This window comes from Pseudomonas sp. ADAK7, assembly GCF_012935675.1.
Taxonomy (GTDB): Bacteria; Pseudomonadota; Gammaproteobacteria; order Pseudomonadales; family Pseudomonadaceae; genus Aquipseudomonas.
Window position 1 is genome coordinate 5,274,766 of record NZ_CP052861.1, and the last position, 20,730, is coordinate 5,295,495.

24 protein-coding genes are annotated in these 20,730 nt (G+C 61.6%); 14 read left to right on the forward strand and 10 right to left on the reverse strand.

Going from position 1 to position 20,730, the window contains the following annotated elements:
• Position 1 precedes the first annotated feature (1 nt).
• Positions 2-712, reverse strand: coding sequence for an ABC transporter ATP-binding protein (locus tag HKK53_RS24215; RefSeq protein WP_123404426.1), 711 nt, complete (start codon positions 710-712; stop codon positions 2-4).
• A 154-nt stretch (positions 713-866) separates the two neighbouring features.
• On the reverse strand, positions 867-1,445 hold the full coding sequence (locus HKK53_RS24220; protein WP_169372869.1) for a DUF2796 domain-containing protein: 579 nt from the start codon (positions 1,443-1,445) through the stop codon (positions 867-869).
• Positions 1,446-1,580: 135 nt separating this feature from the next.
• On the opposite strand from HKK53_RS24220, the gene HKK53_RS24225 reads away from it, so the two are divergent.
• The gene (locus HKK53_RS24225) at positions 1,581-1,931 is read left to right on the forward strand and encodes a hypothetical protein (protein WP_169372870.1); all 351 of its coding nucleotides are present in this window, start codon (positions 1,581-1,583) and stop codon (positions 1,929-1,931) included.
• A 70-nt stretch (positions 1,932-2,001) separates the two neighbouring features.
• Here HKK53_RS24225 and trxA read toward each other — a convergent pair whose 3' ends face one another.
• The 3 genes from trxA to HKK53_RS24240 form a co-directional block, all read right to left on the reverse strand.
• Positions 2,002-2,874: a thioredoxin gene (gene trxA / locus HKK53_RS24230; protein ID WP_169372871.1), complete on the reverse strand. Its 873-nt coding sequence runs from the start codon at positions 2,872-2,874 to the stop codon at positions 2,002-2,004.
• A gap of 70 nt (positions 2,875-2,944) precedes the next feature.
• The gene (locus HKK53_RS24235; protein WP_169372872.1) at positions 2,945-3,601 is read right to left on the reverse strand and encodes a class I SAM-dependent methyltransferase; all 657 of its coding nucleotides are present in this window, start codon (positions 3,599-3,601) and stop codon (positions 2,945-2,947) included.
• A complete protein-coding gene (locus tag HKK53_RS24240; protein ID WP_169372873.1) occupies positions 3,598-4,062 on the reverse strand; it encodes a hypothetical protein in 465 nt (154 codons plus the stop codon). Before HKK53_RS24240 ends, HKK53_RS24235 begins: the two co-directional genes overlap by 4 nt.
• A gap of 117 nt (positions 4,063-4,179) precedes the next feature.
• On the opposite strand from HKK53_RS24240, the gene nrdR reads away from it, so the two are divergent.
• The 12 genes from nrdR to HKK53_RS24300 all read left to right on the forward strand — a co-directional run bounded on the left by nrdR (position 4,180) and on the right by HKK53_RS24300 (position 13,103).
• Entirely contained in the window at positions 4,180-4,644 is a 465-nt protein-coding gene (gene nrdR, locus HKK53_RS24245) for a transcriptional regulator NrdR (protein WP_003228656.1), read from the forward strand.
• Positions 4,641-5,774, forward strand: coding sequence for a bifunctional diaminohydroxyphosphoribosylaminopyrimidine deaminase/5-amino-6-(5-phosphoribosylamino)uracil reductase RibD (gene ribD, locus HKK53_RS24250; RefSeq protein WP_169372874.1), 1,134 nt, complete (start codon positions 4,641-4,643; stop codon positions 5,772-5,774). The genes nrdR and ribD overlap by 4 nt, the downstream gene beginning before the upstream one ends.
• A 43-nt stretch (positions 5,775-5,817) precedes the next feature.
• Positions 5,818-6,480 (forward strand): riboflavin synthase, encoded by a 663-nt coding sequence (locus tag HKK53_RS24255; RefSeq protein ID WP_054616781.1) that lies wholly within the window; start codon positions 5,818-5,820, stop codon positions 6,478-6,480.
• Positions 6,481-6,496: 16 nt separating this feature from the next.
• Entirely contained in the window at positions 6,497-7,588 is a 1,092-nt protein-coding gene (gene ribBA / locus HKK53_RS24260) for a bifunctional 3,4-dihydroxy-2-butanone-4-phosphate synthase/GTP cyclohydrolase II (RefSeq protein WP_123596788.1), read from the forward strand.
• A gap of 91 nt (positions 7,589-7,679) precedes the next feature.
• On the forward strand, positions 7,680-8,156 hold the full coding sequence (ribH, locus tag HKK53_RS24265) for a 6,7-dimethyl-8-ribityllumazine synthase (protein WP_003185938.1): 477 nt from the start codon (positions 7,680-7,682) through the stop codon (positions 8,154-8,156).
• A complete protein-coding gene (nusB, locus tag HKK53_RS24270) occupies positions 8,153-8,653 on the forward strand; it encodes a transcription antitermination factor NusB (RefSeq protein ID WP_123509921.1) in 501 nt (166 codons plus the stop codon). Before ribH ends, nusB begins: the two co-directional genes overlap by 4 nt.
• Before the next feature lie 18 nt (positions 8,654-8,671).
• A complete protein-coding gene (gene thiL / locus HKK53_RS24275; RefSeq protein WP_169372875.1) occupies positions 8,672-9,637 on the forward strand; it encodes a thiamine-phosphate kinase in 966 nt (321 codons plus the stop codon).
• Positions 9,634-10,137 carry a phosphatidylglycerophosphatase A family protein gene (locus HKK53_RS24280; protein WP_169372876.1) on the forward strand — a complete coding sequence of 168 codons (504 nt, stop codon included), beginning with the start codon at positions 9,634-9,636 and terminating at the stop codon, positions 10,135-10,137. Before thiL ends, HKK53_RS24280 begins: the two co-directional genes overlap by 4 nt.
• Before the next feature lie 21 nt (positions 10,138-10,158).
• Positions 10,159-10,893, forward strand: coding sequence for a transporter substrate-binding domain-containing protein (locus HKK53_RS24285; RefSeq protein WP_169372877.1), 735 nt, complete (start codon positions 10,159-10,161; stop codon positions 10,891-10,893).
• A gap of 376 nt (positions 10,894-11,269) precedes the next feature.
• Entirely contained in the window at positions 11,270-11,887 is a 618-nt protein-coding gene (ribA, locus tag HKK53_RS24290) for a GTP cyclohydrolase II (RefSeq protein ID WP_054052350.1), read from the forward strand.
• Positions 11,884-12,303: an MFS transporter gene (locus tag HKK53_RS24295; protein ID WP_149660939.1), complete on the forward strand. Its 420-nt coding sequence runs from the start codon at positions 11,884-11,886 to the stop codon at positions 12,301-12,303. The genes ribA and HKK53_RS24295 overlap by 4 nt, the downstream gene beginning before the upstream one ends.
• Positions 12,303-13,103, forward strand: coding sequence for a cobalamin-binding protein (locus HKK53_RS24300; RefSeq protein WP_169372878.1), 801 nt, complete (start codon positions 12,303-12,305; stop codon positions 13,101-13,103). Before HKK53_RS24295 ends, HKK53_RS24300 begins: the two co-directional genes overlap by 1 nt.
• 81 nt (positions 13,104-13,184) lie before the next feature.
• Here HKK53_RS24300 and HKK53_RS24305 read toward each other — a convergent pair whose 3' ends face one another.
• The 5 genes from HKK53_RS24305 to HKK53_RS24325 all read right to left on the reverse strand — a co-directional run bounded on the left by HKK53_RS24305 (position 13,185) and on the right by HKK53_RS24325 (position 19,657).
• Positions 13,185-15,035 carry a TonB-dependent receptor domain-containing protein gene (locus HKK53_RS24305; protein WP_169372879.1) on the reverse strand — a complete coding sequence of 617 codons (1,851 nt, stop codon included), beginning with the start codon at positions 15,033-15,035 and terminating at the stop codon, positions 13,185-13,187.
• Between the two features lie 128 nt (positions 15,036-15,163).
• On the reverse strand, positions 15,164-17,062 hold the full coding sequence (gene dxs, locus HKK53_RS24310; RefSeq protein ID WP_169372880.1) for a 1-deoxy-D-xylulose-5-phosphate synthase: 1,899 nt from the start codon (positions 17,060-17,062) through the stop codon (positions 15,164-15,166).
• A gap of 91 nt (positions 17,063-17,153) precedes the next feature.
• The gene (gene ispA, locus HKK53_RS24315) at positions 17,154-18,041 is read right to left on the reverse strand and encodes a (2E,6E)-farnesyl diphosphate synthase (RefSeq protein WP_169372881.1); all 888 of its coding nucleotides are present in this window, start codon (positions 18,039-18,041) and stop codon (positions 17,154-17,156) included.
• Positions 18,038-18,280: an exodeoxyribonuclease VII small subunit gene (locus HKK53_RS24320; protein ID WP_056743654.1), complete on the reverse strand. Its 243-nt coding sequence runs from the start codon at positions 18,278-18,280 to the stop codon at positions 18,038-18,040. The genes ispA and HKK53_RS24320 overlap by 4 nt, the downstream gene beginning before the upstream one ends.
• Before the next feature lie 237 nt (positions 18,281-18,517).
• The gene (locus HKK53_RS24325; protein ID WP_169374287.1) at positions 18,518-19,657 is read right to left on the reverse strand and encodes a Fic family protein; all 1,140 of its coding nucleotides are present in this window, start codon (positions 19,655-19,657) and stop codon (positions 18,518-18,520) included.
• A gap of 278 nt (positions 19,658-19,935) precedes the next feature.
• On the opposite strand from HKK53_RS24325, the gene HKK53_RS24330 reads away from it, so the two are divergent.
• A complete protein-coding gene (locus HKK53_RS24330; RefSeq protein WP_169372882.1) occupies positions 19,936-20,727 on the forward strand; it encodes a YfaP family protein in 792 nt (263 codons plus the stop codon).
• Positions 20,728-20,730 lie beyond the last annotated feature (3 nt).

Sequence of the window (20,730 nt, forward strand, 5' to 3'; positions counted from 1 at the left end):
CTCAGACCTCGAACGGGGTGGCGGCGCGATTGAGCTCGGCCAGCGACAGGTTGCGGTCGAACAGCGGCGCGAGGCTCTGGTCATGGCTGACGAACAACAGGCTCGACCCGGCTTCGCGGCATTCGGCGAACAGCAGTCGAATGAAGTTCTCGCGAGCGTCGTAATCCAGGGCCGAGGTCGGTTCGTCGGCGATCACCAGTTCCGGTTGACCGATCAACGCGCGGGCGGCGGCAACCCGTTGTTGCTGGCCGATGGACAGCGAATCGGCGCGGCGGCTGAGGATGCTTTCATCCTTCAAGCCCAAGTGCGCGAGCAGAGTGGCGGCGGCCTGATCAACGCTGCCGTGGCGCTGTTTCGCCCGTTCGGCGCGCAATTTGGAGAAGTGACAGGGCAACTCGACGTTCTCGCGTACCGAGAGGAACGGCAGCAAGTTGAACTGCTGGAAGATATAGCCGGTGTGATCGACGCGGAAACGGTCGCGAGCGCCGGCACCGAGTTCGGTCAGTTCCTGGCCGAGCAGACGGATACTGCCGCGATCAGGCTTCTGCACACCGCCGAGCAGGCCGAGCAGGGTGGTCTTGCCACTGCCGCTGGGACCCTTGAGGAACAGGGTTTCACCGGGTTCCAGGCGAAACGCCGGGATATCCAGCAGCGGCGGGTGACCGGGCCAACTGAAGCCCAGGTCGGACAGTTCGATGAGTGCTTGGGTCATGGCGCCGATTTCATGGGTAGTCTTGATTGCACCAACAACCCCGATCCCTGTAGGAGCGAGGCTTGCCCGCGAAGAGGCCATCACATTCAACTGAGATGTCGACTGACAGATCGCCTTCGCGGGCAAGCCTCGCTCCTACGGGATTGGGGGTTGATCAGAATTTCAGGGAGGCCGCCTTGGCCGTCACTTCAACGCCTTGCTGGCCGCTTGGGCTGATCAGTTGCACCTGAATCTTCTGGGTCGCCGGGAAGGTATTGAAGATGTTCGACAGGTCCAGGGTTTTCAGCGCACCGGGTGCCGCGCAGCTGAATTGGTAGCGGGCGTGGATTTCGCTGTGGTCGTGGTGATGCTCATGACCGTCCTTGACCGCTTCGTCGTGATCATCGTCGGCGTCTGGCTTGTCACCGAACAGCGGGCTTTCCAGTTCCTGAGTCGCGACTTTGCAGCCGGCGGCTTTTGGCAGGGCAAACAGCACCAGCGGGTTTTCCAGCTTCGTCCGGACGGCGGCAACTTTGGCCTTGTCGGTGTCGCTGGTGGCGGCGTGTTCGAAGCCCACCAGGTTCATCGCCGGGCTTTCCAGTTCCAGCTCCAGAGTCTGGCCGTCCAGCGCCGCGTTCAAGCGACCGACGCCATGTTCGTGGGCGCCAAGGCTGCCGTGTTCAGGTTCATTGGCCGCAAAGGCAGCGGCCAGCGGCAACAGGGCAAACGGCAGAGCGAGCAGCAGACGACGCATGGCGGGTCTCCGGGAAGTAAAGTGAAAGGTTTGTTATGTAATCTTATAACGAAAGTGCGGAGAGTTTGACCGCCCGCTTGGCGTTACACAAGACCCATGGGAGCATGCAGGTCAGAAATGTGCAGGAGCGGACTTATGTTGCGAATACGCGGAAGCATCGGCGACTGGCCGGTGGATTTGACCCTGGAGATGGACGACGGCGATTGGGCGCGGCTCGGCGCGCAGTTGCAGGTCAGTAAAACCGAGGAAGTCAGCGCCCCGGCGGCCAAACCGCTGAACCAGGATGACGCGCTGTGGCAGATCGCCAAGGACTTGCTGCGCAAGGCCGGGCAATTGAGCGGGCCGGATTTGCTTGAGCAGTTGGAAGGGCTGACCGGCAGCGCGGCGTCGGGTAAACGCCTGTTGGTGCGCCTGCGCCATTGTGCGGATGTAAAAGTGGTGAGCGGCGGGGATACGCCGCTGTACAGCTGGGTTGAACCCTCGTAGGAGCAAAGCTTGCTCGCGTTGGCGATCTTACGGACGCCATCGCGGGCAAGCCTTGCTCCTACAAGGTTACTTAGTACAACGCAGCAAACAACTTGCGCCGGTACGTGGTCACCAGCGGGTGATCATTGCCCAACAGTTCGAACACCTGCAGCAAAGTCTTGTGCGGCAAGCCTTCGCTGTAGCTGCGGTTGCGGATGAACAGCTTGAGCAACGAATCCAGCGCCGGTTCGTACTGTTGGCGCGCCAGTTGCTGAATCGCCAGTTGATACACCGCTTCATCATCCTGCGGATCTTTCGCCAGGCGCGCCTTCAAATCGGCGGCATCCGGCAAATCCTTGGCCTGACCGAGGAACTGGATCTGCGCCTTGGCGCCAGCCAGGGCAGCCTTGTGATCGTCGGTCTTGACCGCGTCGAGCACGGTTTGCGCTTCGCCCAGTTCGCCACGTTCAGTCAGGCAGCGGGCGTACAGGATCAGCGCTTTCGCGTTGGTGTTGTCTTCGCCCAGCAGCACTTTGAGGATGGCTTCGGCGTCGGCAAAACGGTTGTCATCGAACAGCGCCTGAGCCTGTTCGAAAGGATCGGCGGCGGCTGGCGGCGGCATCTGCACATGCGGCTCAAGCATCGCGCGCACCGCGGATTCCGGTTGCGCACCGGCAAACCCGTCCACCGGTTGACCGTCCTTGAACAGCACCACGGTCGGCAGGCTGCGAATGCCGAAGCGCGAGACGATGTCCGGCTCGACGTCGCAATTGACCTTGGCCAGCAACAACTCGCCCTGATAGCTCTCGGCGATGGTTTGCAGCATCGGCATCAAGGCCTTGCACGGCGCACACCATTCGGCCCAGAAATCCACCAGCACCGGTTTGTGAAAAGAGTTCTCGATCACCGACTGGTCGAAATCGGCAGTCGTGGCGTCGAAGATGTACGGCGTTTCCTGACTCATGGGGGATCTCTTGGAAGCGTGAATGAGGCCACTATAAGGCTTGGCGGGGTGTCGCCGGAAGAAGGAACGATCAGGGGCGGGAGGCGTGGTAAAGACTCACATGTCGAAACTCTTCCGGCTCGGCCAGATCGGGCAAGGTCATCGCCTCCAGCATCTCGATGCGGCGATACAACGGATGACGAAAATCCCGCACCCGCGAATCCGCGACCAGCGCTTCCCGCCCACGACTCAAAAACTCATCGAGCAGCGGCAGATTCGCCCGGTCATACAGCACGTCGGCGACGAGAATCAGATCAAAGCGATCCGCCTCGGCAAAGAAATCCGTCGAATAGTTGAGCTGTACATTGTTGAGTTCGGCATTCGCCCGACACGCGGCAATCGCCAGCGGATCCAGGTCGCAGGCCACCACTTCCAGCGCCCCGGCCTTTACCGCTGCAATCCCTGCAACGCCAGACCCGGCGCCAAAATCCAGTACCCGCTTGCCTTTGACCCACTCGGGAAATTCAACGAGATACCGCGCCACTGCCAGGCCACTGGCCCAGCAGAAACTCCAATAGGGCGGCTCATGCAGGATTCGGCGGGTTTCTTCCTGGCTGAAGGCGCGGTCCATATTGTCGCCGTCGATCAGCCAGAGCTTCAGGTCAGTATCCGGTAATGGGCAGGCGACGAGTTGCGCGTCGCCGAGCAGTTCGTCTAATGCCTGTTGCAGGTCGAGCGGTGCAATCATGGGGCTTTGACGAATTGCAGCTGGCCCAACGCTTGGGTCGTCGGCTGGGTGATGGTCTGCGACGGCAGGTGCAAAATCAGTTGGCCGGACTGGCTGGCGCGGCCACGCAGTTCAACACGGGCGCCGACCGGGAAGGATTCCGGGTTGAAACGCAGGTGGAACGGCAGAATCTGATTGGTGCCGATCAGGCTGGAACTGGCCAACAACTGTTGCGGGCGAGACTTGTCGTCGATCACCAGCAGCGCCAGTTCCACTTCGGCGCCGGCCGGCACGCCTTGCAGGGTGCCACTCAGTTCACGTTGATACGCCGGCAGCGGGCCGAGGGCGGCCGATTCCTTGGCTTTCTTCTGCGCCGCTTGTGGCGCGGGGCCCGGGGTCGGCGGCTGAGGCTTGGGCGCATCGCTGCTGCAGGCTACCAGCAGGCTTAAAATACTGAGCAGGACGAGCGGTCGTAACGACATTTTTGGCTCCAGCAACATGAAATCCATAATAGCTCGTCTGTATACCGCAAACCCTATGGCTTGTCTTGCCACGGGGATGCGCTACCATGGCCCTCCCTTTTTTTGTTGCCTGCCACCATGCACTGTCCCTTCTGCGGTGCCAACGACACCAAGGTCATCGACTCGCGACTGGTCGCCGAGGGCGAACAGGTGCGCCGCCGGCGTGAATGCCTGGCCTGCGGCGAGCGTTTCACGACGTTCGAGACTGCCGAACTGGTGTTGCCGCGCCTGATCAAAACCGACGGCAGCCGCCAGCCGTTCGACGAAGAAAAACTCCGCGCCGGCATGCAGCGGGCGCTGGAGAAGCGCCCGGTGAGTGTCGAGCGCCTCGAATCGTCGCTGGTGCACATCAAACACAAACTGCGTGCCACCGGCGAGCGTGAGGTCAAATCCCTCGTGGTCGGTGAACTGGTGATGGCCGAGCTGCAAAAGCTCGACGAAGTCGCCTACATTCGTTTCGCCTCCGTGTATCGGCGCTTCCAGGACCTCAACGAGTTCCGCGAAGAGATCGATCGCCTGGCCCGAGAGCCGGTGAAAGAATGACCACAGCCGCAGAGCAAGCCATCCTCGACGCCCATTACATGGCCCGCGCGCTGGAATTGGCGCGCAAAGGTCACTACACGACCCACCCCAACCCGCGGGTAGGCTGCGTGATCGTCAAGGACGGGCAGATCGTCGGCGAAGGCTGGCATGTGCGCACCGGCGAACCCCACGCCGAAGTCCATGCCCTGCGCGACGCTGGCGACAAGGCCCGAGGCGCCACGGCTTACGTGACCCTCGAACCGTGCAGCCACCACGGCCGCACGCCGCCCTGTGCCGATGCGCTGGTGAATGCCGGCCTCGCCCGTGTAGTGGCAGCCATGCAGGACCCGAACCCGTCGGTGGCCGGTCGCGGCATGCAGCGCCTCGCCCAGGCCGGTATCGCCATCGAAAGCGGCGTCCTGGAAGGCGAGGCGCGCAAGCTCAACGAAGGCTTCCTGAAACGCATGGAACACGGCTTGCCGTTCGTGCGAGTCAAGTTGGCCATGAGCCTGGACGGTCGCACGGCGATGGAAAGCGGCGAAAGCCAATGGATCACCGGCCCGGCCGCACGCTCGGCGGTGCAACGCCTGCGCGCCCAGGCCAGCGTGGTGCTGACCGGCGCCGATACGGTGCTGGCCGACAACGCCCGTTTGACCGTGCGTGCCGCCGAACTGGGTCTGGACGCCGAGCAAACCGCGCTGGCCATGAGCCGTCCACCGCTGCGCGTACTGATCGACGGCCGCTTGCGCGTGCCGCTGGATGCCCCATTCTTCAAGGCTGGCCCGGTGCTGGTCGCCACCTGCATGGCCATCGAAGAGCAATACGCCAACGGCCCGGAATGCCTGATCGTGGCTGGCGACGATGGCTTGGTGGACCTGCGCAAACTGCTGGTCGAACTGGCCAACCGTGGGGTCAACGAAGTGTTGGTCGAAGCCGGTCCGCGTCTGGCTGGGGCGTTTGCCCAGCTAGGCCTGGTGGATGAGTTCCAGATCTTCATCGCCGGCAAATTCCTTGGCTCCTCGGCCCGCCCGTTGCTCGACTGGCCGCTGGCGCAAATGAAAGACGCGCCCGAGCTGAAAATCACCGAAATTCGCGCGGTTGGCGATGACTGGCGAGTCACTGCCATTCCTTCGCCAGCCGCGAGCGTATAATTCCCGGCCTGAGCCAAGACGGCCTGTTCTCGAGGAGGACTCCATGTTTACCGGCATCATCGAATCCATCGGCAGTATTCGTGCATTGACCCCAAAAGGCGGAGATGTGCGGGTCTACGTAGAAACCGGCAAGCTCGACCTGAGCGACGTCAAACTGGGCGACAGCATCGCGGTCAACGGCGTGTGCCTGACCGCGGTTGAGCTGCCAGGCAACGGCTTTGCAGCGGACGTCAGTCGCGAAACCCTCGACTGCACCGCCATGAACGATCTGAAAAGCGGCAGCCCGGTCAACCTGGAAAAAGCCCTGACCCCGACCACTCGCCTCGGCGGGCACCTGGTCAGCGGCCATGTCGATGGCGTGGGTGAAGTGGTTGCCCGCACCGAGAATGCTCGCGCGGTGGAATTCCGCATCCGCGCGCCGAAAGACCTCGCCAAGTACATCGCCCATAAAGGCTCGATCACCGTCGATGGCACCAGCCTGACCGTGAACGCAGTCGATGGCGCCGAGTTCTTGCTGACGATCATTCCCCACACCCTGAGCGAAACCATCATGGCGTCTTACCAGCCAGGTCGCCGGGTGAATCTGGAAGTGGACTTGCTGGCACGTTATCTGGAGCGCCTGTTGTTGGGCGATAAGGCCGCAGAGCCAACTTCTGGAAACATCACCGAAAGCTTTCTGGCCGCCAACGGCTACCTCAAATCCTGACTCAAGGGGGTGCCTTGTGGCGCTCAATAGCATCGAAGAACTGGTTGAAGACATCCGCCAAGGCAAGATGGTCATCCTCATGGATGACGAAGACCGCGAGAACGAAGGCGACCTGATCATGGCCGCCGAGTGCTGCCAGCCGGAACACATCAACTTCATGGCCAAGCACGCCCGTGGCCTGATCTGCATGCCGATGAGCCGCGAGCGCTGCGAACTGTTGAAGCTGCCGCTGATGGCGCCGCGCAACGGTTCCGGTTTCGGCACCAAGTTCACCGTGTCGATCGAAGCCACCACCGGCGTGACCACCGGCATCTCCGCCGCCGACCGCGCCCGCACTGTGCAGGCTGCCGCCGCCAAGGATGCCAAGGCTGAAGACATCGTCAGCCCCGGCCACATCTTCCCGCTGATGGCCCAACCAGGCGGCACCCTCGCTCGCGCCGGCCACACCGAAGCCGCTTGCGACCTGGCGCGCATGGCCGGTTTCGAGCCGAGCGGGGTGATCTGCGAAGTGATGAACGACGACGGCACCATGTCCCGCCGCGCCGAACTGGAAACCTTCGCCGCCGAACACAACATCAAGATCGGCACCATCGCCGACCTGATTCACTACCGGATGATCCACGAACGTACCGTTCAGCGGATTGCCGAGCAGCCGCTGGACAGCGAACTGGGCCAATTCAACCTGGTGACCTATCGTGATTCCGTGGAAGGCGACGTGCACATGGCCCTGACCCTGGGCACCGTGTGCGCCGAAGAGCCGACCCTGGTTCGGGTGCACAACATGGACCCATTGCGCGATCTGTTGATGGTCAAGCAACCGGGCCGCTGGAGCCTGCGCGCCGCCATGGCCGCGGTCGCCGAGGCCGGCAGCGGCGTGGTGCTGTTGCTCGGTCACCCGCTCGATGGCGATGTATTGCTGGCGCACATCCGCGAAACAGCGGAGCACGTCCCGGCGAAAAAACCGACCACCTACAGCATCGTCGGTGCCGGTTCGCAGATCCTGCGCGACCTGGGCGTTCGCAAAATGCGCCTGATGAGCGCGCCAATGAAATTTAATGCGATATCCGGTTTCGATCTGGAAGTTGTAGAATACGTGCCCTCCGAATAATGACCGGTTGTTTCCGGGCCTTGATTCGCGGTTAACACATCACTGAGGGACGCGTAGAAAACGCGTCCCGGCTCTTTAAGAGATCTAACGAATGACCCTGAAGACCATCGAAGGTACCTTCATCGCCCCTAAAGGCCGCTACGCTTTGGTAGTAGGCCGTTTCAACAGCTTCGTCGTTGAAAGCCTGGTCAGCGGTGCAGTTGATGCCCTGGTTCGCCATGGCGTGAGCGAAAGCGACATCACCATCATCCGTGCGCCTGGCGCCTTCGAAATCCCGCTGGTTGCGCAGAAAGTAGCCCAGAAGGGCGAATACGCGGCAATCATCGCCCTGGGCGCGGTCATTCGTGGCGGTACTCCGCACTTCGAATACGTGGCGGGCGAATGCACCAAGGGCCTGGCCCAAGTGTCCATGGAGTTCGGCGTACCGGTCGCTTTCGGCGTCCTGACCGTTGATTCCATCGAGCAAGCCATCGAACGTTCCGGCACCAAGGCCGGTAACAAAGGTGCCGAAGCTGCCCTGTCCGCCCTGGAAATGGTCAGCCTGCTGGCACAGTTGGAGGCCAAGTGATTAGCGACGACAGCGATCAGTTCAACCCGCGCGATCCAAAGCCTGCGGATGCCGGCAAGCCATCGAAAAGCGTCAAGCGTCGCGAAGCCCGTCAGCTCGCGACTCAAGCGCTGTACCAATGGCACATGGCCAAGCAGTCGCTGAACGAGATCGAAGCGCAGTTCCGGGTCGATAACGATTTCAGCGATGTAGATGCCGCCTACTTCCACGACATCCTGCACGGCGTTCCGGCCCACAAGCCTGAGATCGACGCTGCACTGTCGCCCTGCCTGGACATCACCATCGAAGAGCTGGACCCGGTTGAACTGGCGGTTTTGCGCCTGTCCACCTGGGAACTGCTCAAGCGCGTCGACGTGCCGTACCGCGTTGTGATCAACGAAGGTATCGAGCTGGCGAAAGTCTTCGGTTCCACCGATGGCCACAAGTTCGTCAACGGTGTACTCGACAAGCTGGCCCCACGTCTGCGTGAAGCTGAAGTGAAGGCGTTCAAGCGCTAATAAGCGCTTGTAGTTGCCATGGGCGAGTTTGAGCTGATCCGCCATTTCTTCGCCGCCGCGCCTTGTGCGCAGGGCGGCGAGGGCGTTGCACTGGGGATCGGCGATGATTGCGCCCTGCTGGCTGTTCCCGCTGGGGAGCAGTTGGCGATTTCTACCGACACCCTCGTTGCCGGTGTGCATTTCGCAGATCCTTGCGACCCGTTTTTGCTCGGTCAGCGCTCGCTGGCTGTAGCGGTCAGTGACCTGGCCGCCATGGGCGCCACTCCCGTAGCCTTTACCCTTGCCCTGACCTTGCCGACGGTGACCGCCGATTGGCTGGATGCCTACGCCCGTGGTTTGAATGTCATGGCTCAGGGCTGTGGCGTGGCGCTGGTCGGTGGTGACACCACCCGTGGGCCGTTGAGTCTGACCATGACCGTGTTTGGGCGCGTGCCGGCCGGTCAGGCGTTGACCCGCAGCGGCGCGCAGCCGGGCGACTGGCTGTGTGTCGGTGGCGAGTTGGGCAATGCTGCCGGGGCCTTGCCGCTGGTGCTTGGCCAACGGACTGCCGATGAAGCCATCGCCGATCCGCTGCTGCGCCATTACTGGTCGCCGCAACCGCAACTGGCGTTGGGGCAAGCGCTACGCGGCAGAGCCTCGTCGGCGCTGGATATCTCCGACGGCCTGCTCGCCGACTGCGGGCACATTGCGCTCGCGTCGAAGGTCGGCATCCAGATCGAGCGGAGCAAGTTGCCGGTGTCGCAAGCGTTGGTGGCTTTCCTCGGCCAGTCAGGCGCCGAGGACGCCGCCCTGAGCGGAGGCGACGACTACGTGCTGGCCTTCACCGTGCCGCCCGTCGAATTGCCCCGGTTGCTGGCGGACGGCTGGCCGATCCATGTGGTCGGCCGGGTCGTGACCGGGCAGGGCGTTGCGCTACTGGACGCCGATGGACGTGACATCACCCCGCAAACACGGGGTTATCAACATTTTCCGGAGACCCCGTGACCGATCACCCCAATCAGACGCCGGCGGAATTCGTACCGCCTTCGGTCTGGCGCAACCCTTGGCATTTCCTGGCGTTCGGCTTCGGCTCGGGCACCTTGCCCAAGGCTCCGGGCACCTGGGGTTCGTTAGTTGCGCTACCCTTTATTCCGTTGTGGCAGATGTTGCCCGACTGGGGCTACTGGCTGATGCTCGGCATCACCATGCTGTTTGGCTTCTGGCTGTGCGGCAAAGTGGCCGACGACTTACGGGTACACGATCACGAAGGCATCGTCTGGGATGAGATGGTCGGGATGTGGATCACCCTGTGGCTGGTGCCGGAAGGTTGGTACTGGTTGTTGGCGGGGTTCCTGATGTTCCGCTTCTTCGACATTCTCAAGCCATGGCCGATTCACTGGGTGGACCGGCATGTGCACGGTGGTGTCGGGATCATGCTCGACGACGTATTGGCCGGGGTCTTTGCATGGCTGGGGATGCAGGGCCTGGTGTGGTTTTTCGCCTGAGTGGTGAAGCAGGGATTAGGTATGGCTAGACGCTGGTTGATGGTGGTTTTCGCGATGTTCTGCTCGCTCGCCCAGGCGGGGGATGCGACGCCGGCGCCGTCCGTGATTCATCTGGCCAGCGAAGACTGGGAAAACTACACCGCCGCTGACGGTCACGGCCTGGGCTGGGACGTGTTGCGCACCGTCTTTGAACCGGCCGGGGTCAAGCTCGATATCCGCAGCGAACCCTACACCCGCGCCGTCGGCCTGGCCCAGCGCGGGGAGGTGGACGCCTGCGTCGGCGCCTATCGCAATGAAACCAGCGACGTGCTTTATCCGCACTGGAACTTCGACACCGATCACATCTACGCCCTGGGCCTGGCGAGCAATCCGGCGCCGACCCTCGATAATCTCGGTAGTTATCGGCTGGCCTGGGTGCGCGGCTACAAGTACCAGGATTACCTGCCCAACGTGCAGCGCTACAACGAAGTGGTGCGGCGCACCGGCATCCTGTCGATGCTGACCCACAACCGCGCCGACTATTACATCGATGCCCTGACCGAGATCGACTATGTGCTCGCCCGGGCCAGGGATCCGTCGCAGTTCCGCCGAACCCACATTGCCGAGCTGCCGCTGTACCTGTGTTTTGCCGACAACCCCAAGGCCCGCGCGCTGATGGCGTTGTTCGACCAGCGCATGGAACTGCTGGTGAAAAGCGGCGAGTTGAAACCGATCTTTGCCAAGTGGAAACAGCCTTATCCATTTGATGCAAATTGAACGGTCGCAGCTAGCGTTTGTAGGCGCTGCCGAGCCCGCGAAGTGCGCTCGGCTTGTAGCAGCTGCCGAGGCACGAGGCTGCGTTCGGCTGCGAAGCAGTCGTAAAACCTGAGCGCGCGGTATGGCTGAAACACCGCATCGCCTGATTTCACGACTGCTGCGCAGCCGAACGCAGCCTCGTACCTCGGCAGCTGCTACAGCGGACGCAGCCTCGTACCTCGGCAGCTGCTACAAGTGGACACAGACTGGGTATTGGCATCTCAGATCAAACTTTTTGATCGTTATGCCCCATAATTCAGCCTAAGCGTCGGTCGGAACCTGCTGTTACAATGCCGCCTCTGCGAATCTCCAGTACTTATTGATCAGGAGCACACCGGTGCCTGTCGTTTTTGTCGCCGCTTCGAAGCTGCCAACACCTTTTGCGCAATTCACCATGCACGGCTTTCTCGATGAAGAGAACGGGCGCGAGCACGTGGTGCTGAGCCTGGGCGACTTCGCCGACGGTGCCCCGGTACTTGGCCGGTTGCACTCCGAATGCCTGACCGGCGACGCCTTGTTCAGTCAGCGTTGCGACTGCGGCTCGCAACTTGAGGCAGCGTTGCAGGCCATCGCCCGCGAAGGCCGTGGCGTGTTGCTGTACTTGCGTCAGGAAGGCCGGGGCATTGGCCTGTTGAACAAGATCCGCGCCTACGAGTTGCAGGACGGCGGTGCCGACACCGTTGAAGCCAACGAGCGTCTGGGCTTTGCTGCCGACCAGCGTGACTACGCCATGTGCCTGCCGATGTTGCAGCACCTGGGGGTGAAATCCCTGCGCCTGATGACCAACAACCCGCGCAAGGTCAAAGCTTTGACCGACATGGGCATCGTGGTCGCCGAGCGCGTGCCGCTGCACACCGGGCACAACCCGCACAACAAACTGTACCTGGCGACCAAGGCCAGCAAGCTCGACCACATGATGGGCAACGAGCATCAGGGCGAGGCTGATCGGGCGTGACTCGCGGTCAGGTGCGGCGGCGACTGTCCTTTAACTGGTGGCAATACCTGGCGCTGGCGTTGGTGCCACTGTTCGTGATCAATGGCGTGTTCGGCCAGAGCGAAGCGATCCTGCCGGTGCTGGCGATGCCGTTGTTTATCGCCGGTGTGGCCTCGATGTTTGTCAGCCTGAAGTTTTTCGGCGGCTACAAACATGCGTTGATCGCCACCCAGAAAGCCCTCGATACCCCTGAAGAACCGGCGGCCTGGATTGCCCTGGCAGCCAAGCGTCGTATCGCCTTTTTAGCCGCGAGCCTGCCGGCGTGGATCGGCGCGTTGGCCGTGTTCGTCGGCCTCGAAGCGGTGCCGTTGGTATTGCTGGCGCTGTCGACGGCGGTGCTGTTCTACCTCTACCGTATCCCGCGTCAACTCGGCTGATGCTGCGCGTCTGGCTGGCGGTTTTGCTGCTGGCCGTCAGCGGCTCGGCTTATTCCGTTGAGCGTGTTGTCAGCCTCGCGCCTTCTCTCTCTGAAATCGTTGTTGAACTGGGCTCCGCCGATTTGTTGGTCGGGGTGCTGGATGCCGGTGAGCGTCCGGCCGAACTCAAAGATCTGCCTTCCGTTGGCCGCTACGGCCAGTTGGACATGGAGCAACTGCTGAGCCTCAAACCCGATTTGTTATTGCTCTGGCCCGGCAGCGTCGGCCCGGCCCAGCGTGAACAGCTCAAGCGCTTGAACATTCCCACCTACGTCGCTGAACCCCACAGCCTCGGCCAGCTCACGGCGCAGATTGAAGCGATCGCCACGCAACTCGGCCGGCCGCAGCGGGGTGTGACCCTGGCTGCTGATCTGCGGCTGAAACTGGATAACCTGCGTCAGCGCTATCGCCGGGATAAGCCGCTAACGGTGTTCTATCAAGTCTGGGATCGGCCGCTGTACACCGTGGGCGGCGGACAGATCATCAGCGATGCGCTGGAAGTATGCGGCGCACGCAATGTATTTGCCGACCTGACCTTGCCGGCGCCGCAGGTCAGCGTCGAGGCGGTGTTGCAGCGCAATCCCGAGGTGATTCTGGCCAGTGACCAGGCGCAGCTGGATGCCTGGAAGGCGTGGCCGCAGGTAGCGGCGGTGGTGCAGGGGCAATTGTTGTTGGTGACGGATAAGGGCTTGGAGCGGCCGAGTGGGCAGATGATCGAGGCGACAGCCAAGTTGTGCCAAGTGATCGCGCCGGACCGCTGAGACCGAGGTGTGGCCTTCGCGGGCAAGCCTTGCTCCTACAGATTGTTCCCACGCGGAGCGTGGGAACAATCGGTCTCGGTCTTATAATTCAGGCGTCCAGGTCACCCCAAACATCCACGCCCGACCTTCCTCGCGATACCCATACTGGCTGCCGTCATAGCTGTACAACGCCCGGCTGTAACCCTTGTCGAGCAAGTTATCGACCTTCAGATCCAGCTTCACTTCCCGATTCAACGCCCAACTGCTGCGTAACCCGAGCAACGCATAGCCACCCAGTGGCTGCTGATTGTTCTCATCGTCATAGCTGCCGCTGACCGCCTGCCAACTGGCGCCGAGTCCCAACCGATCAAACTGGCGATCCAGATCCAGGCTCAACGTCCGCCGCGCACGGCGGGCCAACGTGTGGCCGCTGTCGCGATCCCGCGGGTCGATGATCGCCACGCCGAGGTTGCTCTGCCAGCCGAACAGTTCGTGTTTCAACGCCGCTTCGAAGCCGTTGATCCGTGCCGACGCGACGTTTTGCGGGAGATTGCTGCTGACGATGATCGCGTCTGTTAGATCTGTGCGGTACAGCGACGCTTCCAGGCGGCTGGTGTCGGTCAACTGGCTGCGCCATTGCAGCTCATAGCTTGTCGAGGTTTCAGGCTTGAGGTCCGGGTTGCTGAACTCCGGGTAATACAGGTCGTTGAAGGTCGGGGCGCGGAAGCCTTCGCTGTAGGTCAGCAGCACATCGTTGTCCGGGTTCAACGGCAGGGTGAAGGTGCCGCTCCAACTGTTTTGCCCGCCGAACTGCTGATTCTGGTCGCGACGCAAGCCCAACTCTGTGGAGAAACTGTCCGCCTGATAACGATGCTGGATAAACGCAGCGCGGTTCCAGCGACTGTCCTCATCGAACGGCGTGCTGCTGTTGATCCGGTCTTCGTACCAGTCGCCGCCGACGATCAAACTGTTGCGCTCGTTGAGCGTCAGGTCGTTTTGCCAGTTCACTGAATTGCGGTAGGTGTTGAAAACGCTGTGTTCATCACTAAGTTTGTCGAGGTTTTTGTCGCGGTTCTCGCTATGGCCGAACTCTATGCGGGTTTTCCACAGGTCGTTGATGCGCGCATCGATGTAACCGCTAGCGCCGCCTACTGTGAAATCGCTGTAAGGCTGCTGTTGGTAGAAGGGGCTGTCGAGTTCACTTTTGCCGCGGTTATCCAGCACATTCGCGCCAATTTCGATGTCGTCGGTGAGGGCATGACTCAGGCTAAAACTCACCGATTTATTGCGGTATTCGTCGTGATCGCCATCGCTGGGATACGACTCATGAGTGCGGTCGATCCCGGCGGTTTCATCCAGGCTGGCGCCGAGATTGAAGCGGGTTTTCTCATCGCCGCCGGACAGGCCGAGGCTACGCTCCCACGTCTGGTTGCTGCCAAAGCCCACATGCAGCCGCGGTTGCAGGCCTTGTTCGCCGCCACGACGGGTGAAAATCTGAATCACCCCGCCAATCGCATCGCTGCCATAAATCACCGAACGGGAGCCGCGCAACACTTCCACGCGCTCGACCTGTTCGATGTTGATGTGTTGCAGGTTGCTGTCGCCGGACGTGGTGCTGCCAATGCGCTGGCCGTCCACCAGCACCAGGCTTTGCGCCGATTTAGTGCCGCGAATGTAGATCCCCGGCAAACTGCCGCGCCCACCGGTTTGCCCGACTTGCACGCCCGGCACCCGACGCAACAGATCGGTGACGCTGCTTGGTTGCAGGCGATCGATGTCTTCGCGGGTGAACACGGTGTTGGCCGCGCTGCTGTCGTTGCGCGCCTCGACCTGGCGGTTGGCGCTGATCAGCACGTCGGGGAGCTTCAGGGCTTGATCGCGTTCGAAGGTGTCGGCCAGGAGTTGGCCGGCCGGCAGGAGTGTCAGCGTCAGGGCGAGAGGAGAGAGTTTCATAGATATCCGTAGCAAACACGGTACTTGTAGGAGCGAGGCTTGCCCGCGAAGAGGCCATAACATTCAACATCTACGTTGCCTGTTAAAACGCCTTCGCGGGCAAACCTCGCTCCTACAGGGGCGGGGAATTACTTGGCGAGCAGTTGTAAACGCTCACGCACCGACGCTTCAATCCCGGCTTCATCCAGCCCGCATTCGGCCAGCATCTGCGCAGGCTTGGCGTGTTCGACATAGCTGTCCGGCAAGCCCAGGTGCAGCATCGACTTGAGGATGTTTTCCCGCGCCAGGAACTCGCTGACCGCGCCACCGGCGCCGCCCATGATCGCGTTCTCTTCGATGGTCACCAGCAACTCGTGGCTGGCGGCAATTTCACGAACCAGCGTTTCATCGAGCGGTTTGACGAAGCGCATATCAACCACGGTCGCATCCAGCGTATCGGCGACTTTCAGCGCTTCGGCCAGTTGCACGCCAAACACCAGCAGGGCGACTTTATTGCCCTGGCGACGAACCACACCCTTGCCGATTTCAATCGGTTGCAGGTCTTTCTCGATGGTCGCGTTCGGGCCATTGCCGCGTGGGTAACGCACCGCCGCCGGGCCGTTGTACAGGTGGCCGGTGGTGAGCATTTTGCGCAATTCGTTTTCGTCGCTCGGGGTCATCACCAGCATGCCGGGGATGCAGCGCAGGAACGACAGATCGAAGCTGCCCGCATGGGTCGGGCCGTCTTCGCCCACCAGACCGGCGCGGTCAATGGCGAACAACACGTCGAGGTTCTGCACCGCGACGTCATGGATCAGTTGGTCGTAGCCGCGTTGCAGGAAGGTCGAATAAATCGCCACTACCGGTTTCGCGCCTTCGCAGGCCATACCGGCAGCGAAGGTGACCGCGTGCTGCTCGGCAATCGCTACGTCGAAATAGCGCAGCGGGAAACGCTCGCTGAACGCTACCAGATCGGAGCCTTCCTTCATCGCCGGGGTGATCCCGACCAGGCGCGGATCGGCCGCAGCCATGTCGCACAGCCATTCGCCGAACACACCGGAATACTTCGGCCCGCCGGATTTCTTCGGCGCAGCGGCCGGCGCATCCAGGGGGTCGAGCTTGGTGATCGCGTGATAACCGATCGGGTCGACTTCCGCCGGGGCGAAGCCTTTGCCTTTCTTGGTGACCACGTGCAGAAATTGCGGGCCTTTCAGATCGCGCATGTTGCGCAGGGTGGCGATCAGGGTGGGCAGGTCGTGGCCGTCGATCGGGCCGATGTAGTTCCAGCCCAGCTCTTCGAACAGCGTGCCGGGGACCAGCATGCCTTTGGCGTATTCTTCGGTACGCCGGGCGATTTCCCAGGCACCGGGCAGGCGCGACAGGACCTTTTTGCTGCCTTCGCGCATGCTTGCATACGTGCGGCTGGAGAGAATTTTTGCCAGGTAATTCGACAAACCGCCGACATTGCGCGAGATCGACATGTCGTTGTCGTTGAGGATCACCAGCATGTTGGCGTTCACTTCCGGCGCATGGTTCAGCGCCTCGAAGGCCATGCCGGCGGTCAACGCGCCGTCGCCGATCACGGCAATCGCCTTGCGATCACTGTTTTGCAGGCGGGCGGCAATGGCCATGCCCAGCGCGGCGCTGATCGAGGTGCTGGAGTGGCCGACGCCAAAGGTGTCGTACTCGCTCTCGGAACGACGCGGGAAGGCGGCGACGCCGTCCTTCTGGCGCAGGGTGCCCATGCGCTCGCGACGGCCGGTGAGGATTTTGTGCGGATAAGCCTGATGACCCACGTCCCACACCAGCCGGTCATCCGGGGTGTCGAACACGTAATGCAACGCGATGGTCAGCTCGATGACGCCCAGGCCGGCACCGAAATGCCCACCGGTCTGACCGACCGTGTAGAGCAATTCCAGGCGCAATTCATCGGCCAGGGTTTCCAGCTCGGCTTCGCCTAACCGGCGCAGGCCGTCCGGCGTATTAGCACGGTCGAGCAGGGGCGTGGTCGGGCGTTTGCGGGGAATCTCATGAAACGTCGTGGGCATCAGGCGAATCGTTATAGGTATAGAAGAGGCGGCAGTTTACCTGATGCATCGGTCCCTGCCCACGCGTTGCTCTTTTTTGGCGGATACGCTGTCAGCTGCGGCGTTCGACGATATAGCGGGCCAGATCGCGTAAAGGCTCGGCTGCCGCGTCAAACGGTCGCAGCGCATGCAGGGCCTGATCGCGCAGTTCCAGGGCGTAGACCTTGGCTGCATCGAGGCCGAGCAGGGCCGGGTAGGTCGGCTTGTCTCGAGCGATGTCGGCGCCCTGGCGTTTACCGAGGGTTTCGGTGTCACTTTCGACGTCGAGAATGTCGTCCTGCACCTGAAACGCCAGGCCGATGGCCTGTGCATAAGTCTGCAATGACTTCAGTTCGTCTTTCTCGGCCCGACCACTGGCCAGGGCGCCGAGTTTGACGCTGACCTCGATCAGCGCGCCGGTCTTGTGCCGGTGCATGTATTCGAGGGCTTTCTGATCCAGCTTGAGGCCGACCGAGCCAAGGTCGATGGCCTGGCCGCCGACCATGCCCGCCGGGCCTGCCGCCAACGCCAGGGCGCTGACCATTTGCAGTTTGTTTTCGGCGTCCGACGTGCTCAGACGCGGGTCGAGCAGGGCGCTGAACGCCAGGCTCTGCAAGCCGTCACCGGCGAGGATCGCGCAGGCTTCATCGAATTTTTTGTGGGTGGTCGGCTGGCCGCGACGCAGATCGTCGTCGTCCATCGCCGGCAAATCGTCGTGCACCAGGGAGTAAGCGTGGATCAACTCCACCGCACACGCCGCGCCGTTGGCTTGCTCAGCCTTGCCGCCCAGCGCTTCGCACGCGGCGTAAGCCAGCAGTGGCCGCACGCGCTTGCCGCCATTCATCACGCTGTAGCGCATGGCGTCATAGAGGCGCGCGAGCTCCGGGCTCGGCGGGTTGAACAGGGTTTCCAGCGCAGCGTTGACGCGGGCCTGGCTGGTCGCCGAATACGCCGCAATCATTCTGGCTGATCCGCTTCAAAGGGTTCCTCGGCCAGCTCGCCATCACGCTCGAGCAGCACTTGAACCTTTTGCTCAGCCTGGGCCAGCGCTGCCTGGCAATCGCGGGTCAGACCGATGCCTTGCTCGAAAGCCGTCAGCGAATCTTCCAGCGACAACTCGCCGTTCTCCAGTCGCTCTACCAGCGTTTGCAGGTCAGCGAGGGATTGTTCGAAATCCAGTGCAGCTTTTTTGCGGGCCATGGCGGCTATTTCCGGTTGACGTTAAACCGGCGCGACACTAGCAGACATGGGGGGTATGGGCAAATGAGCGGGGGGTTCGACGCAACCGTTGTAGCAGCTGGCGAAGCCTGCGTTCGGCTGCGCAGCAGCCGCCAACCCTTCTTGCACGGCATACCTGATGTGCCGAGAGTGCCGATTTTAAGACTGGTGCGCAGACGAACGCAGGCTTCGCCAGCTGCTACAGGTCGTCGCGTGGCATCAATTAGTGCCAGGGTAGTTAATTGCGTAACGAGTACTGCGCCCGCCACCGGGAAGGCGTTTGAGGCAGCCCTTTTCCAGCAGTTCAGCCAGATGACGCGTTGCCGTCGCCTTGGACACCTTCGCTACAGCCTGATACTGCGCCGCACTAATGCCGTGCTCGAAACCGCGCTCACCGCCATCGAGCAAGCGATTCAGTACTTTGGTCTGTTCCACCGACAACGCGGACTGCCGATGCGCCTGCCAGAACCGCGCCTTGCCCAGTACCGATTCGATCCGCACCATCGCCTGCAGCAAGCTGCGCAGCAAGGTTTTCAGGAACCATTGCAGCCACTCGGTAATATCCGTCGTCGCCTTCTGACTGGCCTCCAGCACTCGGTAGTAGCCAGATCGGTCCTCAAGAATGCTCGCCGACATCGCATAAAAACGAATGGCCTGCGCTTCGCCTTGGGCTAATGCCAGATCGGTAATGGTGCGTGTCAGGCGCCCGTTGCCGTCATCGAAGGGATGCAGGGTGACGAGCCAGAAGTGCGCAATACCGGCCCGCAGCAATGGATCGAGCTGTTCCTGGCCCCGGCTGTCTTCAAACCAAGTGAGGAAAGTGTTCAATTGCTGCTCAAGGCCAAGGCGAGGCGGTGCCTCGAAGTGAACGGTCGGCCTGTCGAGGCGCCCCGAAGCCACTTGCATCGGCTCATCACCGCGTAATGCACCGACATGGATCGCGCGGGCAGCGAGGTCCGCTTCCTGATCCGGAAACAGCCACTCATGCCATTCCAGCAGCCGCTCCAAGGTCAGGGGCTGCGCAAAACGCTGGGTGGCATCGAGCATCAACTGCGCCAGCCCTTCACTGCGTTGGCTGACGTGATCGCCATCGAGCTGTTCCAGCCCCAAGCGCCGCGCCAGCGAGGAGCGAACCGAGCCGACATTCAGCGTTTCACCTTCGATAGCTGAAGAGGTCACGATGTTTTGCAACAGCGCGTCCAGTTCGTTCTGCGCGCTCAGCGAACTACCCACGGAACTGGCCATGCCCATTAACCGACCTTGTGCCTGCACGCACTCGCGCAGTAGCGGTGTCAGGCGCTCGGCATGCCAGGTGAAACTCGGCCAGTCGGGCTGTTGCCAGATCCAGTGCGACGCCATGAATTCGGGTACTTCCAAGGTCAATGAGCCGAATAATAGTCTTATTCGGCTCATTTCGTGAGCCGAATAACCACTTTATTCGGCTCGCGCCCAACATTCGTAGTGATTTCCACCACAAATAGAGATGTATCTGATTGTTAAAAAATCGCCATATCGCTAACCTTCGTGCCTTCTACGACCCAATAGTTACGGGTCATTTTGACGAAACGCAGTTTTTGCATCTGTAACGCGCCGAGGACCGGGCGCAGGGTTTCGTTGTGCATGGCAGGAGGCGTCACATGCGTTGCTTTCTTTCACTGCTGATAATGCTGGTCTGGGCCTGCGCGGCCTGGGCCGAGCCGACGGCCGAGTTGTCGGAGCCGATAGCCGGCTGGCGTTATAACGGCTTGCTCGATCGCAGTGAAAACCCTCAAGTCGCCTATCCCACGCCACCCATCGACCGCGGTATCCAGCGCAATCGCACGATGATCGAAGGCCAGCTCAAGGCCATCGGCACCCAGCGCGGGCCGCACACCCTGGCGGTCAACGGCAATCCACTGAATCTGTACACCGACGACGAAGGGCGTTTCGCCCGGCCGTACGCGTTTGGCGCCGGTTCCAACAGCGTCGAAGTGCGCAGTGCCGAGGGCAAATCCCTCAAGCGTGTTCAATTCTATGAAGCCAACAACCTGCGCACCCCGGCGCGGATTCGTGTGGTGCTGGGTTGGGACGATCCGAAAGCCGAACTCGACTTGCACATCATTACCCCGGACGGCCAGCACGCGTTCTTCGCCCACACGGCGTTGACCAACGGCGGCGGCCTGGACCCGGACGGCGTCGATGGCCCTGGCCCGGAAATGTTCACCATGACTGCACCGATGCACGGCACCTATCTGGTTTACGTGAACTATTGGGGCAACTTCGGTAGCGAAGGCTATAACTTCGATGAGACCAGCAACCAGAACGAGGTCATCACCTCGCAGATCAACCTGGTGCTCAACGAAAACACCGTCGACGAAAAACGCGAGACCTTCATCGTGCCCCTGCGGGCCATCGGTGACCTGTTGCTGGTCAAGACTTTCAACTATTAAGCA

Excerpts from the sequence above, each read along its gene's own strand:
- HKK53_RS24215 (WP_123404426.1), bottom strand. The coding sequence starts at position 712 with ATGACCCAAGCACTCATCGAACTGTCCGACCTGGGCTTCAGTTGGCCC.
- HKK53_RS24220 (WP_169372869.1), bottom strand. The coding sequence starts at position 1,445 with ATGCGTCGTCTGCTGCTCGCTCTGCCGTTTGCCCTGTTGCCGCTGGCC.
- HKK53_RS24225 (WP_169372870.1), top strand. The coding sequence starts at position 1,581 with ATGTTGCGAATACGCGGAAGCATCGGCGACTGGCCGGTGGATTTGACC.
- trxA (WP_169372871.1), bottom strand. The coding sequence starts at position 2,874 with ATGAGTCAGGAAACGCCGTACATCTTCGACGCCACGACTGCCGATTTC.
- HKK53_RS24235 (WP_169372872.1), bottom strand. The coding sequence starts at position 3,601 with ATGATTGCACCGCTCGACCTGCAACAGGCATTAGACGAACTGCTCGGC.
- HKK53_RS24240 (WP_169372873.1), bottom strand. The coding sequence starts at position 4,062 with ATGTCGTTACGACCGCTCGTCCTGCTCAGTATTTTAAGCCTGCTGGTA.
- nrdR (WP_003228656.1), top strand. The coding sequence starts at position 4,180 with ATGCACTGTCCCTTCTGCGGTGCCAACGACACCAAGGTCATCGACTCG.
- ribD (WP_169372874.1), top strand. The coding sequence starts at position 4,641 with ATGACCACAGCCGCAGAGCAAGCCATCCTCGACGCCCATTACATGGCC.
- HKK53_RS24255 (WP_054616781.1), top strand. The coding sequence starts at position 5,818 with ATGTTTACCGGCATCATCGAATCCATCGGCAGTATTCGTGCATTGACC.
- ribH (WP_003185938.1), top strand. The coding sequence starts at position 7,680 with ATGACCCTGAAGACCATCGAAGGTACCTTCATCGCCCCTAAAGGCCGC.
- thiL (WP_169372875.1), top strand. The coding sequence starts at position 8,672 with ATGGGCGAGTTTGAGCTGATCCGCCATTTCTTCGCCGCCGCGCCTTGT.
- HKK53_RS24285 (WP_169372877.1), top strand. The coding sequence starts at position 10,159 with ATGGCTAGACGCTGGTTGATGGTGGTTTTCGCGATGTTCTGCTCGCTC.
- HKK53_RS24300 (WP_169372878.1), top strand. The coding sequence starts at position 12,303 with ATGCTGCGCGTCTGGCTGGCGGTTTTGCTGCTGGCCGTCAGCGGCTCG.
- HKK53_RS24305 (WP_169372879.1), bottom strand. The coding sequence starts at position 15,035 with ATGAAACTCTCTCCTCTCGCCCTGACGCTGACACTCCTGCCGGCCGGC.
- dxs (WP_169372880.1), bottom strand. The coding sequence starts at position 17,062 with ATGCCCACGACGTTTCATGAGATTCCCCGCAAACGCCCGACCACGCCC.
- ispA (WP_169372881.1), bottom strand. The coding sequence starts at position 18,041 with ATGATTGCGGCGTATTCGGCGACCAGCCAGGCCCGCGTCAACGCTGCG.
- HKK53_RS24320 (WP_056743654.1), bottom strand. The coding sequence starts at position 18,280 with ATGGCCCGCAAAAAAGCTGCACTGGATTTCGAACAATCCCTCGCTGAC.
- HKK53_RS24325 (WP_169374287.1), bottom strand. The coding sequence starts at position 19,657 with ATGGCGTCGCACTGGATCTGGCAACAGCCCGACTGGCCGAGTTTCACC.
- HKK53_RS24330 (WP_169372882.1), top strand. The coding sequence starts at position 19,936 with ATGCGTTGCTTTCTTTCACTGCTGATAATGCTGGTCTGGGCCTGCGCG.